General features: G+C 36.2%; 18 protein-coding genes. 5 read left to right on the top strand and 13 right to left on the bottom strand.

The annotated features are described in order from the left end of the window. The first annotated feature begins 29 nt into the window (after window positions 1–29). On the top strand, window positions 30–545 hold the full coding sequence (locus tag AB1284_RS01050; RefSeq protein WP_429752365.1) for an N-acetyltransferase family protein: 516 nt from the start codon (window positions 30–32) through the stop codon (window positions 543–545). 75 nt (window positions 546–620) lie between these two features. Here the strand turns inward: AB1284_RS01050 and AB1284_RS01045 are convergent, their stop codons facing one another. Continuing rightward, window positions 621–1,139, bottom strand: a complete 519-nt coding sequence (locus tag AB1284_RS01045; protein ID WP_429752367.1) for a hypothetical protein — start codon at window positions 1,137–1,139, stop codon at window positions 621–623. A gap of 238 nt (window positions 1,140–1,377) precedes the next feature. Then, window positions 1,378–2,775 (bottom strand): PLP-dependent aminotransferase family protein, encoded by a 1,398-nt coding sequence (locus AB1284_RS01040; protein WP_429752369.1) that lies wholly within the window; start codon window positions 2,773–2,775, stop codon window positions 1,378–1,380. Between the two features lie 129 nt (window positions 2,776–2,904). Here AB1284_RS01040 and AB1284_RS01035 point away from each other — a divergent pair, with 129 nt between their 5' ends. Then, window positions 2,905–3,831: a DMT family transporter gene (locus AB1284_RS01035; protein WP_429752371.1), complete on the top strand. Its 927-nt coding sequence runs from the start codon at window positions 2,905–2,907 to the stop codon at window positions 3,829–3,831. Between the two features lie 300 nt (window positions 3,832–4,131). Here the strand turns inward: AB1284_RS01035 and AB1284_RS01030 are convergent, their stop codons facing one another. Further along, window positions 4,132–5,247 carry an RNA-guided endonuclease InsQ/TnpB family protein gene (locus tag AB1284_RS01030; RefSeq protein ID WP_429752373.1) on the bottom strand — a complete coding sequence of 372 codons (1,116 nt, stop codon included), beginning with the start codon at window positions 5,245–5,247 and terminating at the stop codon, window positions 4,132–4,134. 227 nt (window positions 5,248–5,474) lie between these two features. Between AB1284_RS01030 and AB1284_RS01025 the strand changes: the two genes are divergently transcribed. After that, window positions 5,475–5,999: a DUF4871 domain-containing protein gene (locus AB1284_RS01025; protein WP_429752375.1), complete on the top strand. Its 525-nt coding sequence runs from the start codon at window positions 5,475–5,477 to the stop codon at window positions 5,997–5,999. A gap of 296 nt (window positions 6,000–6,295) precedes the next feature. Here the strand turns inward: AB1284_RS01025 and AB1284_RS01020 are convergent, their stop codons facing one another. Both AB1284_RS01020 and AB1284_RS01015 read right to left on the bottom strand, forming a co-directional pair. Continuing rightward, window positions 6,296–7,069, bottom strand: a complete 774-nt coding sequence (locus AB1284_RS01020; protein ID WP_429754378.1) for a transporter — start codon at window positions 7,067–7,069, stop codon at window positions 6,296–6,298. Between the two features lie 89 nt (window positions 7,070–7,158). Next, entirely contained in the window at window positions 7,159–7,623 is a 465-nt protein-coding gene (locus tag AB1284_RS01015; protein ID WP_429752377.1) for a hypothetical protein, read from the bottom strand. Window positions 7,624–7,832: 209 nt separating this feature from the next. Between AB1284_RS01015 and AB1284_RS01010 the strand changes: the two genes are divergently transcribed. Then, window positions 7,833–8,477 carry an alpha/beta family hydrolase gene (locus AB1284_RS01010; protein ID WP_429752379.1) on the top strand — a complete coding sequence of 215 codons (645 nt, stop codon included), beginning with the start codon at window positions 7,833–7,835 and terminating at the stop codon, window positions 8,475–8,477. Between the two features lie 151 nt (window positions 8,478–8,628). Here the strand turns inward: AB1284_RS01010 and AB1284_RS01005 are convergent, their stop codons facing one another. The 8 genes from AB1284_RS01005 to AB1284_RS00970 all read right to left on the bottom strand — a co-directional run bounded on the left by AB1284_RS01005 (window position 8,629) and on the right by AB1284_RS00970 (window position 19,087). Next, the gene (locus tag AB1284_RS01005) at window positions 8,629–9,924 is read right to left on the bottom strand and encodes a sensor histidine kinase (RefSeq protein WP_429752381.1); all 1,296 of its coding nucleotides are present in this window, start codon (window positions 9,922–9,924) and stop codon (window positions 8,629–8,631) included. Next, on the bottom strand, window positions 9,921–10,592 hold the full coding sequence (locus AB1284_RS01000; RefSeq protein ID WP_336484075.1) for a response regulator transcription factor: 672 nt from the start codon (window positions 10,590–10,592) through the stop codon (window positions 9,921–9,923). The genes AB1284_RS01005 and AB1284_RS01000 overlap by 4 nt, the downstream gene beginning before the upstream one ends. 338 nt (window positions 10,593–10,930) lie before the next feature. Beyond that, on the bottom strand, window positions 10,931–12,100 hold the full coding sequence (locus AB1284_RS00995) for an ABC transporter permease (RefSeq protein WP_429752383.1): 1,170 nt from the start codon (window positions 12,098–12,100) through the stop codon (window positions 10,931–10,933). Beyond that, the gene (locus AB1284_RS00990; RefSeq protein WP_429752385.1) at window positions 12,048–12,785 is read right to left on the bottom strand and encodes an ABC transporter ATP-binding protein; all 738 of its coding nucleotides are present in this window, start codon (window positions 12,783–12,785) and stop codon (window positions 12,048–12,050) included. The genes AB1284_RS00995 and AB1284_RS00990 overlap by 53 nt, the downstream gene beginning before the upstream one ends. 2 nt (window positions 12,786–12,787) lie before the next feature. Beyond that, on the bottom strand, window positions 12,788–13,810 hold the full coding sequence (locus AB1284_RS00985) for an efflux RND transporter periplasmic adaptor subunit (RefSeq protein ID WP_429752387.1): 1,023 nt from the start codon (window positions 13,808–13,810) through the stop codon (window positions 12,788–12,790). Window positions 13,811–14,042: 232 nt separating this feature from the next. Further along, complete coding sequence (locus tag AB1284_RS00980) at window positions 14,043–14,336, bottom strand: DUF2653 family protein (protein WP_429752389.1); 294 nt, start codon at window positions 14,334–14,336, stop codon at window positions 14,043–14,045. A 15-nt stretch (window positions 14,337–14,351) separates the two neighbouring features. Beyond that, window positions 14,352–14,816, bottom strand: coding sequence for a hypothetical protein (locus AB1284_RS00975; RefSeq protein WP_429752391.1), 465 nt, complete (start codon window positions 14,814–14,816; stop codon window positions 14,352–14,354). 254 nt (window positions 14,817–15,070) lie between these two features. Beyond that, complete coding sequence (locus AB1284_RS00970; RefSeq protein ID WP_429752392.1) at window positions 15,071–19,087, bottom strand: Pls/PosA family non-ribosomal peptide synthetase; 4,017 nt, start codon at window positions 19,085–19,087, stop codon at window positions 15,071–15,073. Window positions 19,088–19,549: 462 nt separating this feature from the next. Here AB1284_RS00970 and AB1284_RS00965 point away from each other — a divergent pair, with 462 nt between their 5' ends. Next, the gene (locus AB1284_RS00965; protein ID WP_429752394.1) at window positions 19,550–20,851 is read left to right on the top strand and encodes a transglutaminase domain-containing protein; all 1,302 of its coding nucleotides are present in this window, start codon (window positions 19,550–19,552) and stop codon (window positions 20,849–20,851) included. Window positions 20,852–20,889: the final 38 nt, after the last annotated feature.

The raw sequence follows: 20,889 nt of genomic DNA, 5'->3' as shown, positions 1-20,889 counted from the left end.
AACTACCAAAGATTTAGAAGGTGATATGATTGGAAATTCGTGTATTGACAAAAAAGGATGCAGAAATTTATTTAGAACTTCGCGTTGAAGGATTAAAGCAAAACCCAGAAGCTTTCAGCTCCGCTTACGAAGATATTCTTAACAAAGAAGATCCTGTTGAATATAAAGCAGAAGTATTATCTCAAAATGAAAATTATACACTTGGCGCTTTTAAAGATGGCGAATTAATCGGTGCTGCAACTCTGGAAACGAAATCATTTTTAAAGCAGGAACATAAAGCAAAAATCGGTGCTGTTTATGTTTCTCCAAAAGCGCGTGGACTCGGTGCTGGTAGAGCACTTATGCAAGCAGCCATTGAAAAAGCAAAAGAATTAGAAGTAGAACAACTGATGCTTGATGTTGTCGTTGGCAATGAAGGTGCAAAAAAACTCTATGAATCATTAGGCTTTAAAACATTTGGCGTACAAGAACGTTCATTAAAATATAACGATCAATATTGGGACGAAGAGCATATGGTTTTATTTTTACATGAAGAAAACGCATAGAAAAAGGGACTTGCAAGAGTCCCTTTTTCTTTATAATTATAGAAACTTTTTTGTTTTACAAACACTGAACTCAATTTATGAAGTAAAATGAGTTGCTCCTTTTAATATCCCTTCAATTTGTTTATTATAAAACCGAATTTCTGATGGACTAACAGCCGTTTTTACTTGCATTTGTAAATTTTTAAGTTTTTCTTTAGCCTCATCTTCTAAATTTATTTCTAATGAAGCAAGTTTCCCTTCATATTTCTTAATAATATCACTACTCTTTTGAGCTTCTATTACCATTGATTTTTGCACATAACTTTTCAGAAATGTACTACTCCCAAAACCTGCAATTAAAGCTGTTTGTATGAATAAATAGTGCTCTTTCGTTACATCCATCGGTAGTGTTACTAAAATTGCACTAAATATACCAGCAATAGGCTCTTTAATTGTTCCAAACACATATCGATTTTCAATTCCACTTTGATCTGAGAGTATCATTCGACTTTTAATATAATTCCCATTTACTACAATGTTTACAATTCCTCCAACACAGCCACAAATAGCTGCAAGGACTATTCTCCAAAATATCTCCCTATAAGCATCCTCCACTAGCCATTTCCTCCCATCTCAATATCTATGCTGCAAGCTTTTCCTCTTCTTTTCCTAACCTATGATTGTTCTTCCACCATTATGTATATGTGGATGTAGCCACTTTTACATAGAGTAAAACTTCCTTCGATAGAGGGGGTACGCTCCATTAATATGAGATAAAGAAGTAGACTTGTGAATAAGTTTCATTCAGGAGAAGGATTATATGTAGCCTTCCTAAAAAAAATCGTTAAACTCCTCAGTTAAACCATGCTTTTGCCAACAATTGAACAGCTTCCTCAATTTCTTCCTCAGATAAAATCGCAAAACCAAGCAAGATTGTTTTATTATCAGCGTTCATCTCATCATAGTACATAGAAACCTGATATACCTTAATACTATATACTGCCGCTCGTTCAATAAGCTCTTGTTCTGTCATGCCATTATTTGTGCGTAATAATATATGCAGTCCTGAATCTTGTCCAATTATTTCAACATATTTCGGAAAATATGTTGAGATTGCTAAAACTAATGTATCTCTTTTCTTTCGATACACAACTCTCATTTTATGAATATGCTTTTCCCAATGTCCACCTTCGAGAAAGCGTTTCACAATTTCTTGATCAATTCGCGATACAGTCTGCGTATAAAAGAAATAGTCTTGCTGATATATCTCAATTAACGTTTTTGGGAGCACCATATAACTGATACGTAACGATGGAAGTAGCGCTTTTGAAAAAGTACTCATATAAATAACTTTTCCGTTTTTATCCAGCCCCTGGAGAGCCGGAATTGGCTTACCAGAATAGCGAAATTCACTATCATAATCATCTTCTACAATATAACGCCCTTCCTCTTTCTCTGCCCAATGTAAGAGCTGCATCCGCCTTGAAATTGGCATAATCATCCCGCATGGAAATTGATGAGACGGCGTAACAAACACGACATTTGCATCGCTTTCTTCTAAATGCGAAAGTATAATTCCATCTTTATCAAGAGGAAGCAGTTCCACATGCTCTATCCCTTTTTCATACGTAACAATTTTTCGATGGTATCCTGGATTTTCTACCGCAAATGTACTTTCCTTTAACAATTGAAATAGCATTCTTATTAAATATTGTGTTCCTGCTCCAATAATAATTTGACTTGGTGAACAATGGACACCTCGCGATTCGTACAGATATTTTGCAATTTCTTTTCGCAATCCAAGTTCCCCTTGCGGATGCCCAAGCAGCAGTACTTTTTCATTCTCAATCTGCAGCACTTCATTCGTCAATTTACGATATAGGGCAAATGGAAATGACTGAGCATCAACACCTGTATGCGTAAAGTCAAATACATAGTCTCGTTCATCATAAAGCATTTCTTTTACATGTTGCATTTTTTGTTGTACATGCAATACATTTTGCTCCATTTCACATACGAAATATCCTTTACGTGAAATCGCCTCTATGTAACCTTCTGCAACAAGCTGACCATATGCAGCTTCAATTGTATTTTGGCTAATTTGCAAATAGTGAGCTAATTTACGCTTCGATGGTAATTTCGTATGAGGCGGGACATTTCCAGATTTCATTTCCTCTTTTATGTAATTATATAGTTGTACATATAATGGCTCTTTACTATGAATATCAAATTTCGGTGTTAATTCTAACATACAAACTGACCCCTTTATTTTATAAAAAACTGACACTTTTTACAGTATCAGAAGTTATATATAATACTTTCATGCTTATCATTTCTGTTTTAATAAATCAAGAACTTTCATATCAAGGGAGGATACATCATGAAATCACCTCGACATCTCGGTCTGATGATGATTATTAGTGGAGCAACATTATGGGGATTATCTGGTCCTATGATTCAATGGCTATTTAACCATACTGAGCTATCATCTACTGATTTTTTAGTCATACGTCTACTATTAGCAGGCATGTTTATTTTATGCTTCTTACTACTTACAAAACAAAATATATTTGGGATTTGGAAGTATCCAAGTCATTGGATTCAACTACTAATTTTTGCGATTGTTGGCATGCTTGGTGCTCAGTATGCATTTATTGAAACAGTGCATATAAGTAATGCTGTAACCGCGACACTATTTCAATTTCTCGGTCCAGTTCTTATTACTATTTATGTTACAATGCAGCATAAAAAACTTCCTTCCTTTATGCAGGTTATAGCAATCGTCGCTGCACTGACAGGTACGTATTTTCTTATTACTAACGGTTCAATTGAAAATATTGTTCTTTCTAAACAAGCGATATTATTTGGTATTTTAACAGCAGTCGGCTTTGCTTTTTACACACTCCATCCCGCTTCTCTTATTAAACAATGGGGAACATCAGTAATTGTCGGTTGGGGGATGTTACTTGGAGGAATTTCTTTATTTCTATATAATCAAGAATTTCATTTCCGTCATGTAGCAAATACATTAACAATGAGCACATTTTCTATGCTTATTCTCGTAATTATAAGTGGAACACTTTCTTTCCTTCTCTATATTGGTAGTCTAAAATATTTATCTGCAACAGAAACAAGTATTTTATCAAGTATTGAACCACTCGTAGCAGCTATTGTTTCAATTATCTGGTTAAATGAATCATTTGGAGCCTATCAATTATTAGGTGGTATTTTCATTATTGTCGCAGTTGTCTTTTTAACAATGCCAGAAAAAGAAGTAAAACCAAGTCTAGCAACAGAACACCTGTAAGAAAAGAGGCAATGCTTTCTGCATAGCCTCTCTTTTTCTTTTACAGGAATTGTTCTTTCTTTTGTCCAATACAATTAAAATACAAATATGCATAGGAGCGTGGCCAAATCAACAACCCGCCACTTAACACCCTTACGGGTCGTTTGAAGTGGGGGCTTGCGTCCGTCAGAGTTCGACAGTGCTTCTACCCTCATAGAGAGCAACTACGCTTATTCCTACCCAGTAGTGCGAACGAGCAACGCTCTCCTACCTTGGTGTGGTGGAACATAAGGACGGTTGACTTCGCCCTTACTACAAGAGCTATACTCCTGTAGTAACTACACCAATATGTTCAATCCCTTTACGGTGTAGATTTATAGCACCAATACGGTCATCATTTGACTTGTATTGACAGTTTTTACAACAGAATGTGTGTAATTTCTTATTACGGTTTTCTTTCTTGATATGCCCACATTTCGGGCAGGTTTGCGAAGTATATTTTGGGTCTACGACAATTACCTTCTGTCCGTTCATTTCCGCTTTATATTCCAGTATCTTACGGAACTGGTAGAAAGCCCAAGATACAGAAACATAGCGGTCTTTCACTCGTACTTTTTCAGTTGCGGAACGAACACCTGTTAAGTCCTCTAAAACAAACATAGTACCTCTAGGGTATTTATCAACGAGTGCCTTTGTAATTTGATGGTTTACATCAGTTACATAACGGTTTTCTCTTGAACCAATTTGTTTTAGTTTTTTACGAGCAGACGGTGTTTGTCGCATTTGCACCTGTTTACGAGTAGCTTTAAACTTACCACGCTTATGCTTAACAACATTTCCGTTGTAGAAAGTAGTTTTCCCCTGACTATCATAAGTGGTAGCAAGAAAGTTGATTCCTAAGTCAATACCGACAATATTGTTTACATCTGCGTAATCTAATTCAGCAAATTCTTTTGTCATTGGAATGTGTAAGAACCATTTTTTATGTTTATGCACAAGTTTAGCAGTTCCAAACTTCCAAGTATTATTAAAGTATTTTTTCATAGCCTTGCGTTCATAATTCAATTTAAGACGACCATCAAGTGTATTTACACTAAATTGGCTCTGAGTTAATGAGTAATCACGATTCCAAACAAGGTCATATTCTGGAAGTTTAAATTCAATTAAAGACCATTCATGTCCATTTGATTTAGCTGACTTGTATCGAGCAATCACTGTTTTCATAACAGATTGAGCCATTTGACTTTTTAGTCCAAACTGATTTCGTAAGTTAGAATAATACAAGTTATTCAAGTTTACTTGATTTAGATTTTTTGTTTCAAAGATATGCTTTGATAGCCAATTACAAGCTTTACGATAAGCGTTAGTTGTTATCTTTAGGCTTTCAGCTTGATTTCCAGAAACATAGATTTGTATTTTCGCAGTAATTGTAGACATTATTCTCACCACCTTTCACTAAATATATTATAATAAAATTTTAGTGAAATCAAATAACCTAAATAGGAGGAAGGAGGAGGCAAGGTGGAAGTTTCAGATACTTAATATGGTACAAAATCTTACGATTTTTAACGTACCATACCGTATCTGACGACAATTCCTCCCCCACTTATCGTTGGGCTACGCCCTGCACACGATTGAAGTAGGGGTATCCTTGCCGATTTTAGATGAAAAAACTTGGAACCGTGCTACTTCTCTCTTCTCTCATCACTGGCTGTACGATTACAGTAGATTCAAAAAAAATAATGGAAACGGCACAACCACAAAATAACATTCCCTCTTTCTTTCACCTCAGCATTCTTAAAGATGTCAATTGGGAGGAAAGTCCATCATTTCAGCATGATAAAATATCTCTAAAAGGTATAGAAAATAAGGTCGCACTTGTAGATACTACTTGGATTGCTAATCAACCAAATAAATATACGTGGTTCTTTCTGGGGCCAAATATCCCCTCTGGAAAGCTAACCGTCATTGCAATAAAACAAGGCTCAACAAAACCAGTTCCTGTCTTTTCTCAAGATAAAGTAACAGGAAATATATGGACGGCACCGCAAGAGATTACAAAAGATATCACAAGTATTCCCTCTAGTATGTCACTCTCTTCTTCTGGTTTATGGCTATTAAATGTATATATTGGGGAAAAGTTGTATGGACAGATTGTTGTACATGTAGAAGAACGTGACAGATCATAGCATTTTCCTTACAAAACTGTAATTCTCACGTCATCTAATTCAATGGTTCCATCTCTTCCTCCCATTTTTACTAAGAGTAAGAAATAAAACAAAAAACAAGGAGAGATAAGAGATGAAAAAATAATGGAAGTTGTAGTAGCAGTAGTCTTAGTTTTAGTGAATGGTAAAACTATTGCAATGGAGTTAAACAAATAATGAATATCACTCATACAATCATATAAAAAGAGATAAGGTTTCATTGTTTCGATCCCTTATCTCTTTTTACGAAAAACCAGCATACGTTATAAAACTCCTTTTTAGGATGTTAAATAATAGTAAAATGCATCTGCATCTGTTTGTATCCAAGGTGAAAAGTGAAGTTCTTGCACTCGGTCTGGCTGTTGTTTTCCAATTTCCTCTGTAAGCTGCTCTGTATCCTTATCCGTCACATCTATCCCAAGTTCTTTTGCCACTTGCAAAGCCTTTTGATCATTAATTTCTTGTAACACTTGATAAATATCTTTTCCGTACAAATCAATATGAAGGTTTTTTGCTTCTGTTTGAATTTTCGTTTCATATATTTCTTTCGCTAACGCTTCCATACTTTTTCCCTTTTCCGAAATACCAAGTTGCTTTGCTTCGTTTTTTACTTTTGTGCCATAAAGCTCTTCAGCTATCGCACCAGTCTCTTTCCCTTCTGTAGAAACTCCTAATTTTTCTGCTTCACTTTTTATTTTGATTTTATTAATTTCCGCTATTAAATCTACAATTGCTTTTTCCCCTACTGGTATTCCAAGTTTTTCTGCTTCTTTTTTGACCTTCGCTTCATATATTTCTTCAGAAAGTGTTCCAGCATCTTTTCCTTCTGTAGAAATTCCCAGCTGATTTGCTTCTTTTTCTACTTCTGTTTCATGAATTTCCTTCTCAAGTGTAAGTAGCTCTTTTCCTTCTGTGGAAATTCCTAAATTCTGTGCTTTATCTTCTGTATATGCAGCATGTATAGTCTCACCATTTACTTGTGCACTACTAGGTTGAGATGATTGTATTTCTTTATCTACCTCTTTATTTGTACAAGCAGAAGCTCCACCCATTATACTGAGACTTAATACTCCAACAACCAGTAAACCAAACGTCTTTTTTCTAACCAACTTTCACTTCCTCCCTTCATCATGACTGTTCCTTAAGCCGTTATGTCTTTTTGACGCTTTACTCTCCATCTTGCTCGCAACATGACAAAGGATATACATAGTCCAGTTCCAGTTAAAATAAGCATAATAATCGCACCAATTAGTCCAATTACTCCTGTATGCAGTTCCTTAACTAATTTTGATAGAGAATTGAGTCCCCCATTATTTCTATCTTGAAAAAATTGTCCATTTGCAGCTGTACCTCTTTGATTAAAATCGGAATTCCCAGCTTGCATTCCTTGTCCATTTTGTCCATTCCCTATAGCACCATTTCTGCCAAATCCTCGTTCTTTAAAATTAGCAGCTCCTCCTATTCTTTCACCGTGGCCTTTTTCATTAAAATACATATATATCCCTGTTGCAGATTGAATAAAAATAAATACCGAAGCAATTAACCCAATCCAAAAATGGAGTTTTCTCATTCTTTTCATTTTCCACTCTTCACTCTCCTTTTTCATCATTTCTCATTTGTAATTCGTCATTAAGTCTACATTTATTATGAAAAGGGTTCCTTAACTTTTCCTTAAAAAGACGACCTTGTAAAAAATTAACAGGTAAGGATATAATTTATTTCCGTTAAATCATCCTGCTATAGAGAGGATGATTTTTTTATAAATCAATTGGTAATTTATGTTATGATATTATAAAAGTTTCGGAGGGGAAAATGATGAAAGGAAATAAAAAGGAGATACAAGCAAACGACAAAGCGATTCGTTATACACATATAGAAATGGGTTCTAAAACGATTTGCTTTATGTTTTCAGGTTCAGGTTACAATTACGACAAACCCTTGTTTTATTATTCGACGATGGTAATGCGTCAAAACAACATCGATATTGTCCATATCCATTACTCCTATGATGAGCAAACAATGAAAAAAACGACTAAAGAACTAACCAAAATAATGATGGATGATATTAATCCTGTGATTTTAGATGTTCTTAAAAATGGTCAGTACAATGAAACGATTTTTTTAGGCAAATCACTCGGAACAATTCCAATTGCGAATGACTTAATGAAGAGAGACAAATTCTTAAAGTCAAAAATGATTTTACTTACTCCACTGTTAAAGTCTGATTCAATTTTTGATTCCATCTTGAATAGTGAACATCAAGGGCTTTTAGTTATCGGGGATAAAGATCACCATTACAATTCAAATCAAATTGACCAATTAAGTAAATCAAATTTAAAGATTGATGTTGTCCAAAATGCAAACCATTCCTTAGATGTTGAAGAATTTGAAACAACAAATTCAATTTTAGCTTTATCAAGGGTAATAGAAAAACTCCAAGAAACCGTTAGGACAAATTAATGATAAACTGATATTATTAAAAGTTCACCAATTTTGGTGCTAATTTCATTGCTAAAGTAAATGAAAAAGAGGTACGAATTGCACCTCTTTTTAAATGGTTATTTTTCTTCAAATCCGAACTCATCAGTCTAAAACAAGATTGTCTTTGTAATTACCTATTTTTCTTTCTTATAAATATTTCGTACTTTGGATTCTTTGGAAATATAATTTCAAAACAAGTACCTTCTTCAATTTTGCTATGCACTTTTATTTTTCCAGAATGCTTTTCAACTATCCAGCTTGCGATAGAAAGGCCTAATCCAGCTCCGTTTGATGCTGTTCTTGATTTATCAACTTGGTAAAAACGGTCAAAAATTTTAGGAATGTCTTCTTCAGCGATACCAACACCATCATCTTTCACTTGAATTACAATCCCATTTGATGTTTCAGAGCAAGATACCTCAATATTTCCACCTGCATTTGTATACTTCATCGCATTATCTAATAAAATTACAATTAATTGATGAATACGCTCTTTATCTCCCATAAACAAAATAGAAGGAACTACATCTAACGTGATTGTTTTTTCTTCATATAAAGCAATTTCCGAATAAGGATTTACAATTTCACTTAGCAATTTATCTAATGCAAAAGTTTTCTTGTCCATTTCAATTTGATCTGAATCAGAACGTGCTAATGTCAGCAGACTTGCAACTAGCTTGGATAAGCGTCGGCATTCCTTTGATATAATTGAAATATCCATCGCCTTGTCTTCTATTGTTGCGGTAGGTGATTGAAACAATACGTCTGCTTTAGATTGAATCACTGCTAAAGGTGTTCGTAACTCATGTGAAGCATCTGAAACAAACTGCTGTTGTTTATGCCAAGCATTCGTAATTGGTATAAGCGCCTTGCCAGCTAAGAAAAATCCAATTCCTACCGCACATATACTTGCTATACTGCATCCAATTACTAGAATAAGTAGAAGTGTATGCAGCATTTCCTTTTCAGCGTTTATTTCTCGTAACACTTGAAACGTAATTTTTCCTGAATCAATATCTCCTTGAACTGCAATCATCCGAAAATTTACGCCTTCTACTTCTATATCCTGCCGTTCTCCAAATGTTTTAGGAAATAATTTAGATTGATTTCTCTCAAAAAAGCTTGGATCTATAAATCGTGGTTCCATCCCTGCCAGTTGATTCTTTGCATCCCATTGTAAAACGATAGTCCGGGAATCACCAATATGCACGTCTTTGTTAAAATCAAACTGACCTGGAATAGAATTGGCTCCTTGTTCTAGTTTCTTAATGGACCTATCCATTGAATCATCTATTCCTTCATATAGCCGTTTATGTGTATATGAATAAATAACATTTCCTAGCATACCAATGAATATGATGAATACTAATGAGTTCAAAATCGTAAGTTGAATGCGCGTTTTTTGAAACATACTCTGTTTTTTCATTGTTCTTTTAATATATATCCAATCCCACGAACAGTTTGTATATCTTTATGATATCCAAATGGTTCTAATTTTTTTCGCAGATGATGCACATATACCTCCACGATGGCTACTGTTGTATCAGAATCAAATCCCCATACTCTATCAAAAATTTGTTCGCGCATTAAAATCTTCCCGCTATTTTGAATTAGATACTCTAATAGCTCATATTGCTTTAACGTTAATTTTATAGGTACCTCATCCACTTGAATATCTTTCTCTTTTCCAAACAACTCAATGCCACGATACTGAATCGTTTGATTAGTTGTTAGGCTCCCGCTCCTTCTTAATAAAGCGCGAATTCTTGCCTGAAGTTCTGGTGCCTGAAATGGTTTCACTAAATAATCATCTCCGCCAAAGTCCAATCCTTTTACTCGATCTTCTAAAGAGTCTTTTGCAGTAAGGAATAAAACTGGCGTTTGAATCTTTTCACTTCGAATCCGCTGAATTACTTCAAATCCATCCATCTCTGGAAGCATCACATCTAGAAGAATTGCATCATAAATATTTTGCAATGCTAGAAATAATCCTTCTTCACCATTTTTTGCTGTATCTACTTCAAATTCATTTCGTAAAATTTGTGTAATTGACTCCAATAATGGAGGATGATCTTCCACAACTAATAAACGCATCTCACTTCTTCACCCCTTATTTTTTCTGCAATATATTCACGAACAATAAGACTTTCACATCATCATTCTAAAAAACAAAGAAGATAGGTGGACAATGAATGTTCGTAAAGGTCCGATTGATGATGCTAATCGGTAGGAATAAAAAATCTCTACTTTATCCCGCATTAACGAGTAGTAACACCCCTAGATTATGAGGAACCACAAAAGAAATTTACTTATAAGACTATCATAGAGTAACTCCTCCGCTGATGGAAGTTCCACTTTCTACTAGCAAAAGAAAGCGGCCGCAATATGCGATCGCTTTCTTTTCTAGGCAAAAATGCCGTCAATAACATGTTCTATTCATATCGAAGTGCTTGAATAGGATGCAGCTTTGATGCTTTATTGGCTGGAAACACCCCAAATCCAACTCCTACTAATAAGGAGAATAAAAATGCTAGCAATGTAATAGGAAGAGAATAAGCAACCGTCATACCCGTTGCCGCGGAAAGAACCTTTGCAACCAATAGCCCTATTCCCATTCCGATTAATCCTCCAAGCGAACTTAGTACCACTGATTCAATGAGAAATTGTAATAAAATATCTCTTCTTTTCGCACCAATTGCTTTACGAATGCCAATTTCTTTCGTTCGTTCTGAGACAGATACAAGCATAATATTCATAATTCCGATTCCGCCAACTAATAAAGAAATACAAGCAATTCCTCCGAGCATCATCGTCATTGTACCTGTTACCGAACTCATCGTATCTACTAAATCTTTTTGACTAAATACGCTGTAGTTATCTTGCTTATTTGGGAACATTACAGCTAATTTATTTTGAATTTGTGCCATGACAGTATCTATTTTCCCCTCGCTGCTCACTTGCACATACAACGTTTGTATACTTGTATTCTTCATAACTCGCTGCGCTGTACTTAGCGGCATAATAATAACATCGTCACCGCTTTGTCCCATAGAACCACCTTTTGAAGCAAGTACACCTACTATTTTAAAAGAAGCACCATTTACTTGTACATATTTTCCAATTGGGTTTTCAAATCCAAATAGATTTTGTGCTGTATTCGCACCAAGTACAATAACTTTTTGTCTATATTCTACATCCATATCTGATAAAAAACGACCTTCATTTACTTTCATATCGCGAACTTGCTCATAAGAACTATTTGTTCCAGTAAGTGATACTTGTGTTGAAACTTTCCCATTTTTTACAGTAACTCGTCCTGAAACAACAGGAGACATGTTTTTTACCCCATCAATCTTTTGAAACTTTGCAACATCTTCTTCAGTAAGTTTTATCGTGTCAGATCCCATCATGTTTACTGTTAACAAATTCGTTCCTAAGCTATTAATTTGATTTGTTACAGCTTGACTTGAGCCTTGACCAATCGAGACAAGTACAATAACAGACGCAACACCAATAATAATGCCTAGCATCGTTAAAAATGCTCGTAACTTATTGCCTTTGATACTGCGCATTGCCATTTTGACGGATTGTATCAGTCCCAATGTACTCACCTCTACTTTCAAACAATTGCCCATCTTGTATACGAACAATCCGGCTTGCTTGTTTTGCTACTTCTAAATCGTGCGTAATTAAAATAATTGTATGTCCTTGCATATGAAGCTCTTTCATGACCTCAATAATCTCTTCACTTGTTTTGCTATCTAATGCCCCTGTCGGTTCATCCGCTAATAAGATTGGCGGGTTTCCAGCTAAAGCACGTGCGATCGCAACGCGCTGCTGCTGTCCACCTGACAATTGACTCGGCAAATGATGTGCCCTCTCTTGTAAACCCACTTTCTCTAAACAGCTATACGCCATATTTGTTCTTTCCTTTTGACTCATCCCTCGATATAAAAGGGGCAATTCAATATTTTCAAGCGCAGTTAGTTTTGTAAGCAAATTAAAGTTTTGAAAAATGAATCCGATTTTTTCATTTCGAATCGTGGCTAATTGATTATCATTCATCTTATCTACTGCATCTCCATCCAATAGATACTGTCCATCATCTGGACGATCTAAACAACCAACCATATTCATAAACGTAGACTTTCCTGATCCAGAAGGACCGATAATGGAGAGAAAATCACCTTCATAGATTGTAAGAGAAACATTATCGAGCGCACGTACAATTTCGCCGCCCATCTCATATGATTTAGCCATATTATGAATCTCAATAATTGGTTTCATTCTCACCCTCTCCCTCCAGCTCTATTTCTATTCATACCGCCGCCGTAGCCGCCACCGTAGCCGCCTCCCATGCCTCCGCCTGGTGACATCATAAAGCCTCTTTGTTTATTATTGTTATTATTTGCTGCATTTCCTTGTGCAGCCATAGGTAATTGAACATGATCCCCTTCTTGCAATCCTTCCGTAATTTCTACGTAATCTTCATTATGAATACCTGTTTTAACAAGTTTTCGTTCCATATTTGCCTGTCCATTAGAATTTGTCTTACCCTTAGAACTTACTTGTCCATTAGAACTTGTCTGTCCATTAGAAGAAGCTGCTGAAGATTGAACGAGAACAAACTTTTGATCTCCTCTTGTATGAACTGCTTCTACGGGAACATATAGAACATTATCTTTACTATCAGTCAAAATGCTAGCTTCTGTTGTCATTCCAATTTTCAAATCTTTTGGATTATCAATATGAATTGTTACATTGAATGTAGATACACCATTAGAAACCGTTCCTTCCTTTGCTACATCTGTTACCTTTCCTGTATAGGTTGTATCTGGAAATGAATTTACTTTTACCGTTACACTTTGTCCAACCTGCACTTTTGGAATATCTAATTCATCAACTTGAGTAATTGTTTCTAAATCACTATAGTTCGTAATATGAGCAACTGCCTTTCCAACTGCTACACGATCTCCAGCTTGCACTGATATAGATGTAATTGTTCCATCAGCTGGTGCTACAATTGAATCACTTCCATCTGTAAATGTAATTAACTCCTGACCCTTTTTTACTACATCATTTGCTGAAACTAATACGGAATCGACTACTTTATTTGAGTCTGCTGTAATATCTTCATTTGTCACAGATTGAGTAGAACCAGAACCTGTTACTTTCACATCTAGTTTCCCTTTTTGAACTGCCACACTTACTGCTTGATTCATCACTGGTTGCGACTTATTCTTCAATACATACCAAGCCCCTGCACCAAATACAATGATAAGAACCCCTAAAATACTAATCCATTTTTTCACAGTCCTATCTCCTTTTCTATGGTTCATTAAATAATGACTTATTATCGAATCTATTCCTTAAAATTCCCTTAACAAAAATAAAAAGACTAGCGTCTATTTAGATGCTAGTCTTTTAAACATATCTCATGTACTATAATCAATTTACTTTTTCATTTCTATCTATTCATTCCGTAAAACAACATTTTTCATACAATCTTCTTAAAGCAACTTAACTTACGGAATGTTTTCTTATTTACGCTACTTCGATATCCGCTGCAAATCCTGTTTGCTCATTGAATTGTAAGTCAATACGCAAACTTTCTGGAATAAAGTTGTGATATTCCCTTAGATAAAATGCAATTGCATCAATTAACTCCTGCTCACCAAGCTCTACAGTTCGGTACGGTAAACGAGCACTGGCGCCAAATCCTCTATTCGGATGAAACTGCAAATCAACATCAATTTGTTCCGGACGATACGCGTGGATAGAAGCCGCATGTACACAAACCGCATCAACTACATCCTGTTCAATAAAGAAAATCTTCATCGTTCTCTCTCCTTCTTAACGTCTTGCGAAAATACGTCGCAGAATCCAAACAATTGCTAAAATGATGACAATATCTATTAATAAACCACTAGAGAAAAAGCTTCCGCCTACTCCACCAACTCCATGATTTCCAAATGGATGTAGCATACTACCTAGTAAAGCTCCTGCTCCAAATGATGCTGCATGACCCCAAAAGCTAGATTTCTTAGGAGTTGGCTGTGGCTGTGATGTATGCTGATCTACAGAAGCTGGTTTCTTCGATTGCACATTTGATGACGAAGATTTATAGCCGGAATGATATGTCCCATCTGAAGAACGATAGCTGCCAGAAGTCGATCCTTTCGTGCTAAATCCACTACTACTAGAATGAGATGAAACTGACGATTTGCCGCCACTAAAGGTTTTTGCCTGTGCAAATGTTGGTAAGGCAAACAACGTGAAAGCTAACATTAGCGAAAAAATTTTCTTACTTATATTCATCTGAATCCCTCTTTTAATCAAAATGAAGTGTAGCAATAGTATAAGCAACTTTTCTATTTCTTGCACATATTTTGTACAAGGGATAACTACAGCTGAAATACCTTGCTAACACTATACTTTTTAAGATAAAACAACAAAAATCAGAACAGTTCTTCTGTATTTCCCGCTATGATTGTAATAAAAGAAAGAGGACGTTCCCAATTGATGAACGTCTCTTTCTCCATATGCACAGCATATATTTCTGGCATATGAAATCACCCGACTTCCTTAACTTGTCCCTGCTTGGCATAACAATAACGAGCAGATGTCCCTTCCCAATGTGTATAAGCTGGCAAAGTTTCTCCTTTCATGACAAGCGAAAGATTTCCAAGCGATGATCCTTGATTCATAACTGTATCATACAAAACAACAGAACCATTTCCGATTGAACAATTATCACCAATAACAAGATTGGACATTTTCATCACACGATCCTCAAATAAATGAGTCTGCAATGTACTGTTCAAGTTAATAGCAGCCCCATTTCCAATATGAACCAAATCAAATTCTGATATGTGTGTAGAATCCAAGAAGACTCTTTCTCCTACTTTCACACCAAACCAACCAAGGATATAGCGAGCAAATGGTGTCCCAAGAAATAGATTTAACAAGTAAGGGACAGTCACATTTTCGTATAAAGCTGTCACTAATTCACTGCGCCATACAAATGTGCTCCATAATGGCTTCGCTGTCTGCTCATAACTGCCAATAAGCAACTTTTTAATAAGAACAACTGCTCCTGATGCTAGCAAACCCGATCCTATAGTCAACAATGGAAACAATGCAATGATCTCGAAGGCAGAAAAATAGCGAGTTTCCTCCCAGAGACTAAACACTAACAAGCCACTAATCCATATCGCAAAAGCACCAGGAAGCGTAACGCGACAAAATTCAATCATAAGTCGTTTTATATAAAGACTTCTTGTTGGATGATATGTTTCTTCTTCCGAAAAAGAAGTATTAATGTCTCGGTTTGGTAAAAATATAGATGGTGAACCTAACCATGATGTATCATCCGAAATCTCTTTTTCTTCAGGAGGAACAGACATAACTCCAATTAAACAACCATTTCCGATTGTTTTTCCTCCTTCAATATGAGCGCTGTTTCCAATAAACGTACGGCTTCCAATCTTTGTTTTCGCAATATGAATTTGATTACGAAATACTTTTGGTGTACCAATAGAAACAGCATCAGCAATAAAGCTGCCTTCACCCGCGATTAGTAAATCTGGGGCAATATTCGTAACTGTAGAAACTTCAACCATTTTCCCCATTTCCGCACCGAGTAGACGTAAAAATGGTGCTGCATAAATTGTCGCATACAGCGAATTGTTGAATACTAAACTCATCATAAGCAGCTTATCTACAAACCATTTTCGTACATAAAATGTACTATGCAAAGAATATTGTCCTTCTTTTACTCGGCCTAGTATAACTCGCTTTAGCAATACGATTACAAAACATAACGTAACTACACCAATAAGCGAAAATATAGGCGCTAGAAGCAACTCCCAAGCTCCCATATATGGAAATAAGCCTCGTATTAGAAAAATAGCTGGTAAAAAACTCATACTTGGAACAAGCATAAGCATAATGATTCCAAGTATATACAATACACCAAGTCCGAAACGATGCAATCTGTTTTGTTTTGCTGAAAAAGCTGCCATCGCTTCTACATGATCATCTTTTACATTTGTTTGGCGTGCAGGAGAGCCGCTCCAACGCTCATTAGATGGTATAACCATATTAGAAGGAAGCATCGATTGCTCTCCTAATTGCGAGTGATCTTGCACAGTTGTATTAGGTGAAATAACAGCATTTGATCCAATATAACAGTTGTTTCCCACTGAAATTTTACCAATTTTTAGTGTATTCCCTTCAACTGTGTAACCAAGCAGTTGTGCGTCTAATCCAATACTGCTTTCATTCCCGATTTCAATTAAGTCAAACGAATGCAAGTGCTGCGTGCCAATATAACAATCTCTTCCGATTTTCGCTCCCATCAGACGATAATACCAATTTAAAAACGGTGTTCCTGTTAAGAAGTTAACCGGTGCAAGTGCTTGAATTCGGCGCACAAGCCACCAACGAAAATAATAACTTCCCCAAAGTGGATACTCTCCCTCTTTAAAACGACCAATTAAGAGCCACTTTGCCGCTATAGAAATAATAATCATAGCCGGGCAATAAATGGCGAACATAGAAACCATAGCAAGGAAAATCTGTTCATCTCCCCATGGACTATTAGATAAATGTAAATATACAAGCACAAACGGCAAAGATGCTAGCAGCGCAAGGGCATATATACTTATTCCCTGCATAAATCCATTCCTCTTATATATTCCATCTGACACGGGAGGTAGTTCTTTACGAACGGGTTGTTTTGTTTCCGTTCTACATTGTGATTGTATAAAATCAGCAAGTTGTTTAATTGTTGGATGTGCATACACATCAGAAACAGCCATTCCCGTCATCATACTATGTTCCCGAAGTTTTGATACAACAAGTGCAGCAAATAAGGAATGTCCACTCAAATCATCAAAGAAATGCTCTGTAACAGAAATCATCTCTTGCTGGAATACTTCTTGCCATGCCTTTGCAATTATTTCTTCCGTTTCATTACAAGGCGCTATATATTCTTTATGGAAACGATGCTGTCCCGTCGGTACCGGTAAACTCTTACGATCAACCTTTCCGCTTATAAGAGTTGGAAGCTCATCAAGCACTTCAATGTAAGAAGGCACCATATATGCTGGGAGACGTTCTTTAAGACGATTGTGTATAACCGATATATCCAACGTTTTCCCTTCATCCAATACAAGATAAGCAACTAATACTTGTAGTCCAGGTGCTTGCTCATGTACATTCACAACAGCATTGCGTACATCAGGAACGTCCATAATAACTGCTTCAATTTCGTTCAGCTCAACTCGATATCCACGAATTTTTACCTGACTGTCAATTCTGCCTAAAAATTCAATGTCTCCTTCCTCGTTAAAACGAACTAAGTCTCCTGTCCGATATAAACGTGAAGAATCAAAAGGCGTTTTACAAAATGGATTATCAACGAACTTTTCTTTCGTTAGATCTTCTCGATTCACATAGCCACGAGCTAATCCGGCGCCTCCAATATATAATTCACCAGATTCTCCAATTGGAACGGAATGCATCTGTTCATCAAAAATATAAACAGTATAGTTAGGAAGAGGTTTTCCAATTGTCACTGGTTTGTTCGGATCACATTCTGCGTAAGTAGCAATTACCGTTGCCTCTGTTGGCCCGTACGTATTCATCATGCGCATTCCTGGATGACACCAGCGCTTCACAATATGACTTGGACACTCTTCTCCTCCTACAATTAGCAAACGAAGTGTCGGAATATCTTCTTCCCACATGGTAAGCAATGTTGGTACACAAGAAAGAACAGTCACGCCAAGCTCCGTCAACCTCTTCGGTAACTCCATTCCGCTTTGCTGTAACTTACGTGTACCAACTACAAGAGCTGCACCGTTTGAAAATGCCATCCAAATTTCTTCCACAGAGGCATCAAACGCAGTCGTAAATCCTTGATACACTCGATCTTCTGGCACAACGTTATAAAAAGTTTGCGAAGCTCTCACAACATGAGCTGCAGTATGATGCTCGATTAGCACACCTTTCGGACGCCCTGTGGTGCCTGAAGTGTAAATAATGTAGGACAAATCATTACATTGTACTTGCACTTCTTCCCTACATAAGCGTTCACCGTCTTGATTTGCAATCAACACAGCCTCTTGATCCAATCGTACAGCTAAGCATCCTACATGATACCGAGCGGCAATTTCCTCAGTCATAATAACTGCAGCAATCCCGCAGTCTTGTACAATATATTGCACCCGATCTTCCGGATAACTCGGATCTAGCGGTACATATGCTGCCCCCGCTTTCATAATACCCAGCATTGCTATATAAGATTCTATAGACTTATCTAGAAGAATCGCTACACAGCTGCCGCGTTTAATTCCTTTCAATCGTAAATATCTTGCTAATTTATTCGCTTCTACTTCTAGCTCTCTATACGTTATCGTTCTATCGTCACAAATAACAGCTATTCTATTTTCGTAACGATCTACAGTTTCTTCAAATATATAATGTAAACATTCCTCTTTAAGAAGTTCTGGTTTTCTTTGACCGTAATTCCATTCGAAAGGAGGAAAATGCGTATGTGTAGATGCTTCAAGTATAGACCTCATGCAATTCAACCCTTTCCAAAAATAACATATAATGAATAGAAAATCGTTTTTTACCACTGAAAGCTGTATGAATGGCGTACTCGTATGATTACGCAAAAGACACGAAGAACAAGAGAAAACAGCTTTAATTTGAAATATAGCACACAAATATGTCAAATGTGTGTCCGCCATGTGTTCAATATATATACAAAAAAATTGATATATATTGCCCCCTCCGTCAACAGGAATTTTCTTCATTATTCACTGATGGAAGTTTCACTGTATTCCATTACATTTAGTGAGTTAATTGATAATGAAGTTTTTACAGCGGAACTATTATTATAAAATTTATATTTCCTAATAAAGTAATTATCTTACAAAAAATACACTTGTAAAAATTATTCAGATAAATTTTAATAAATAATTGATAGGACTTTTATTTAGAAATATACGAAGCACATCTAAGGGAGTGAACACATTACTATGAAATCATTAAAAAAACATATTTCTACACTAACTCTTTGTTCTACATTCGTTCTTGGCATATCTACTATACCTTCTCATAGTTATGCAGAAACAAAACTAGCAATCTCGCAAAATGATGAACAATTATTACAGCAATTTAAGCAACAACTCACAGCCCATCTCAACAATCGTGAAACAAAAATTGTACTTCCATATAATACACAAAGTAATAATATACAAGAAGTGCTTAACCAACTTATGAATTCATACAATGAGATACTTAAACAAGACGATTATTTACATTTCACTGTAGGTAACTCCAGCTTTTCTATTCGGGGACTACCAGGTAGTTATACACTTACATTAACTATGAACTACTTAGAATCAAAAGAACAGGCACAATATGTAGCAGAACAAGCGAAACAAATTATCAATTCCATTATTACAATAAATATGGACGACCATGAAAAAGTAAAGGCCGTGCATGACTATGTTGTAAAACTCATCTCATATGACACTTCATTCCGAGCGCATACAGCATACGAAGCGTTAAGCAATCATTCTACTGTGTGCCAAGGATATGCGTTATTAACATATCAGTTGTTAAAAGAAGCTGGACTTCATGTAAAGATTGTTGAGGGAACTGGAAATGGACAACCACATGCATGGAACCTTGTTGAAATAGAAGGGAAATGGTACCATCTTGATACGACTTTTGATGATCCCGTTCCAGACGTACAAAATCGGGTTACATATTCTTATTTTAATTTAACAGACGACCAAATCTCGGGTGACCACGTGTGGGACCGCAGCCAATATCCTTCTGCGACAACAAATTATGCAAAAGAACTTTCACAAAAAGTGAATAACAGTGCTCCAAAAGCAGTGGCTTATAAAAAAATCTTACAAGATGCACATCTACCTTATGAATCACAAAACCAAAATAATTCCATACAAAAAGGATGGATTCAAAAGAATGGTAAATGGTATTTCCTTGATTCTTCCGGAGCTATGAAGACTGGATGGGTGCAAGATGGAGGGAAATGGTACTTCTTCGATTCCTCTGGTGTTATGAAAACTGGATGGATTCAAGATAACGGTAAGTGGTATTTCCTTGACTCTTCCGGAGCTATGAAGACTGGATGGGTGCAAAACGGAGGGAAATGGTACTTCCTCGATTCCTCTGGTGTTATGAAAACTGGATGGATTCAAGATAATGGTAAGTGGTATTTCCTTGATTCTTCCGGAGCTATGAAGACTGGATGGATTCAAGATAATGGTAAGTGGTATTTCTTGAATCCAGACGGTTCTTGGAAGTAACGTGAAACTTCCCATCAGTGGGGGCTTCATCCCCCACT

The organism is Bacillus sp. S2(2024), from assembly GCF_050474045.1.
In the GTDB taxonomy this organism is placed as follows: Bacteria; Bacillota; Bacilli; order Bacillales; family Bacillaceae_G; genus Bacillus_A; species Bacillus_A yunxiaonensis.
Note: the sequence above shows the minus strand (reverse complement) of the source record. Positions and strands in the feature narration are given on the sequence as shown.

Bases quoted from the DNA above. Each gene is read 5' to 3' on its own strand.
- AB1284_RS01040 (WP_429752369.1), bottom strand. From the start codon at position 2,775: ATGTTAGAATTAACACCGAAATTTGATATTCATAGTAAAGAGCCATTA.
- AB1284_RS01035 (WP_429752371.1), top strand. From the start codon at position 2,905: ATGAAATCACCTCGACATCTCGGTCTGATGATGATTATTAGTGGAGCA.
- AB1284_RS01030 (WP_429752373.1), bottom strand. From the start codon at position 5,247: ATGTCTACAATTACTGCGAAAATACAAATCTATGTTTCTGGAAATCAA.
- AB1284_RS01025 (WP_429752375.1), top strand. From the start codon at position 5,475: ATGAAAAAACTTGGAACCGTGCTACTTCTCTCTTCTCTCATCACTGGC.
- AB1284_RS01020 (WP_429754378.1), bottom strand. From the start codon at position 7,069: ATGGGTGGAGCTTCTGCTTGTACAAATAAAGAGGTAGATAAAGAAATA.
- AB1284_RS01015 (WP_429752377.1), bottom strand. From the start codon at position 7,623: ATGAAAAAGGAGAGTGAAGAGTGGAAAATGAAAAGAATGAGAAAACTC.
- AB1284_RS01010 (WP_429752379.1), top strand. From the start codon at position 7,833: ATGAAAGGAAATAAAAAGGAGATACAAGCAAACGACAAAGCGATTCGT.
- AB1284_RS01005 (WP_429752381.1), bottom strand. From the start codon at position 9,924: ATGAAAAAACAGAGTATGTTTCAAAAAACGCGCATTCAACTTACGATT.
- AB1284_RS01000 (WP_336484075.1), bottom strand. From the start codon at position 10,592: ATGCGTTTATTAGTTGTGGAAGATCATCCTCCATTATTGGAGTCAATT.
- AB1284_RS00990 (WP_429752385.1), bottom strand. From the start codon at position 12,785: ATGAAACCAATTATTGAGATTCATAATATGGCTAAATCATATGAGATG.
- AB1284_RS00980 (WP_429752389.1), bottom strand. From the start codon at position 14,336: ATGAAGATTTTCTTTATTGAACAGGATGTAGTTGATGCGGTTTGTGTA.
- AB1284_RS00975 (WP_429752391.1), bottom strand. From the start codon at position 14,816: ATGAATATAAGTAAGAAAATTTTTTCGCTAATGTTAGCTTTCACGTTG.
- AB1284_RS00970 (WP_429752392.1), bottom strand. From the start codon at position 19,087: ATGAGGTCTATACTTGAAGCATCTACACATACGCATTTTCCTCCTTTC.
- AB1284_RS00965 (WP_429752394.1), top strand. From the start codon at position 19,550: ATGAAATCATTAAAAAAACATATTTCTACACTAACTCTTTGTTCTACA.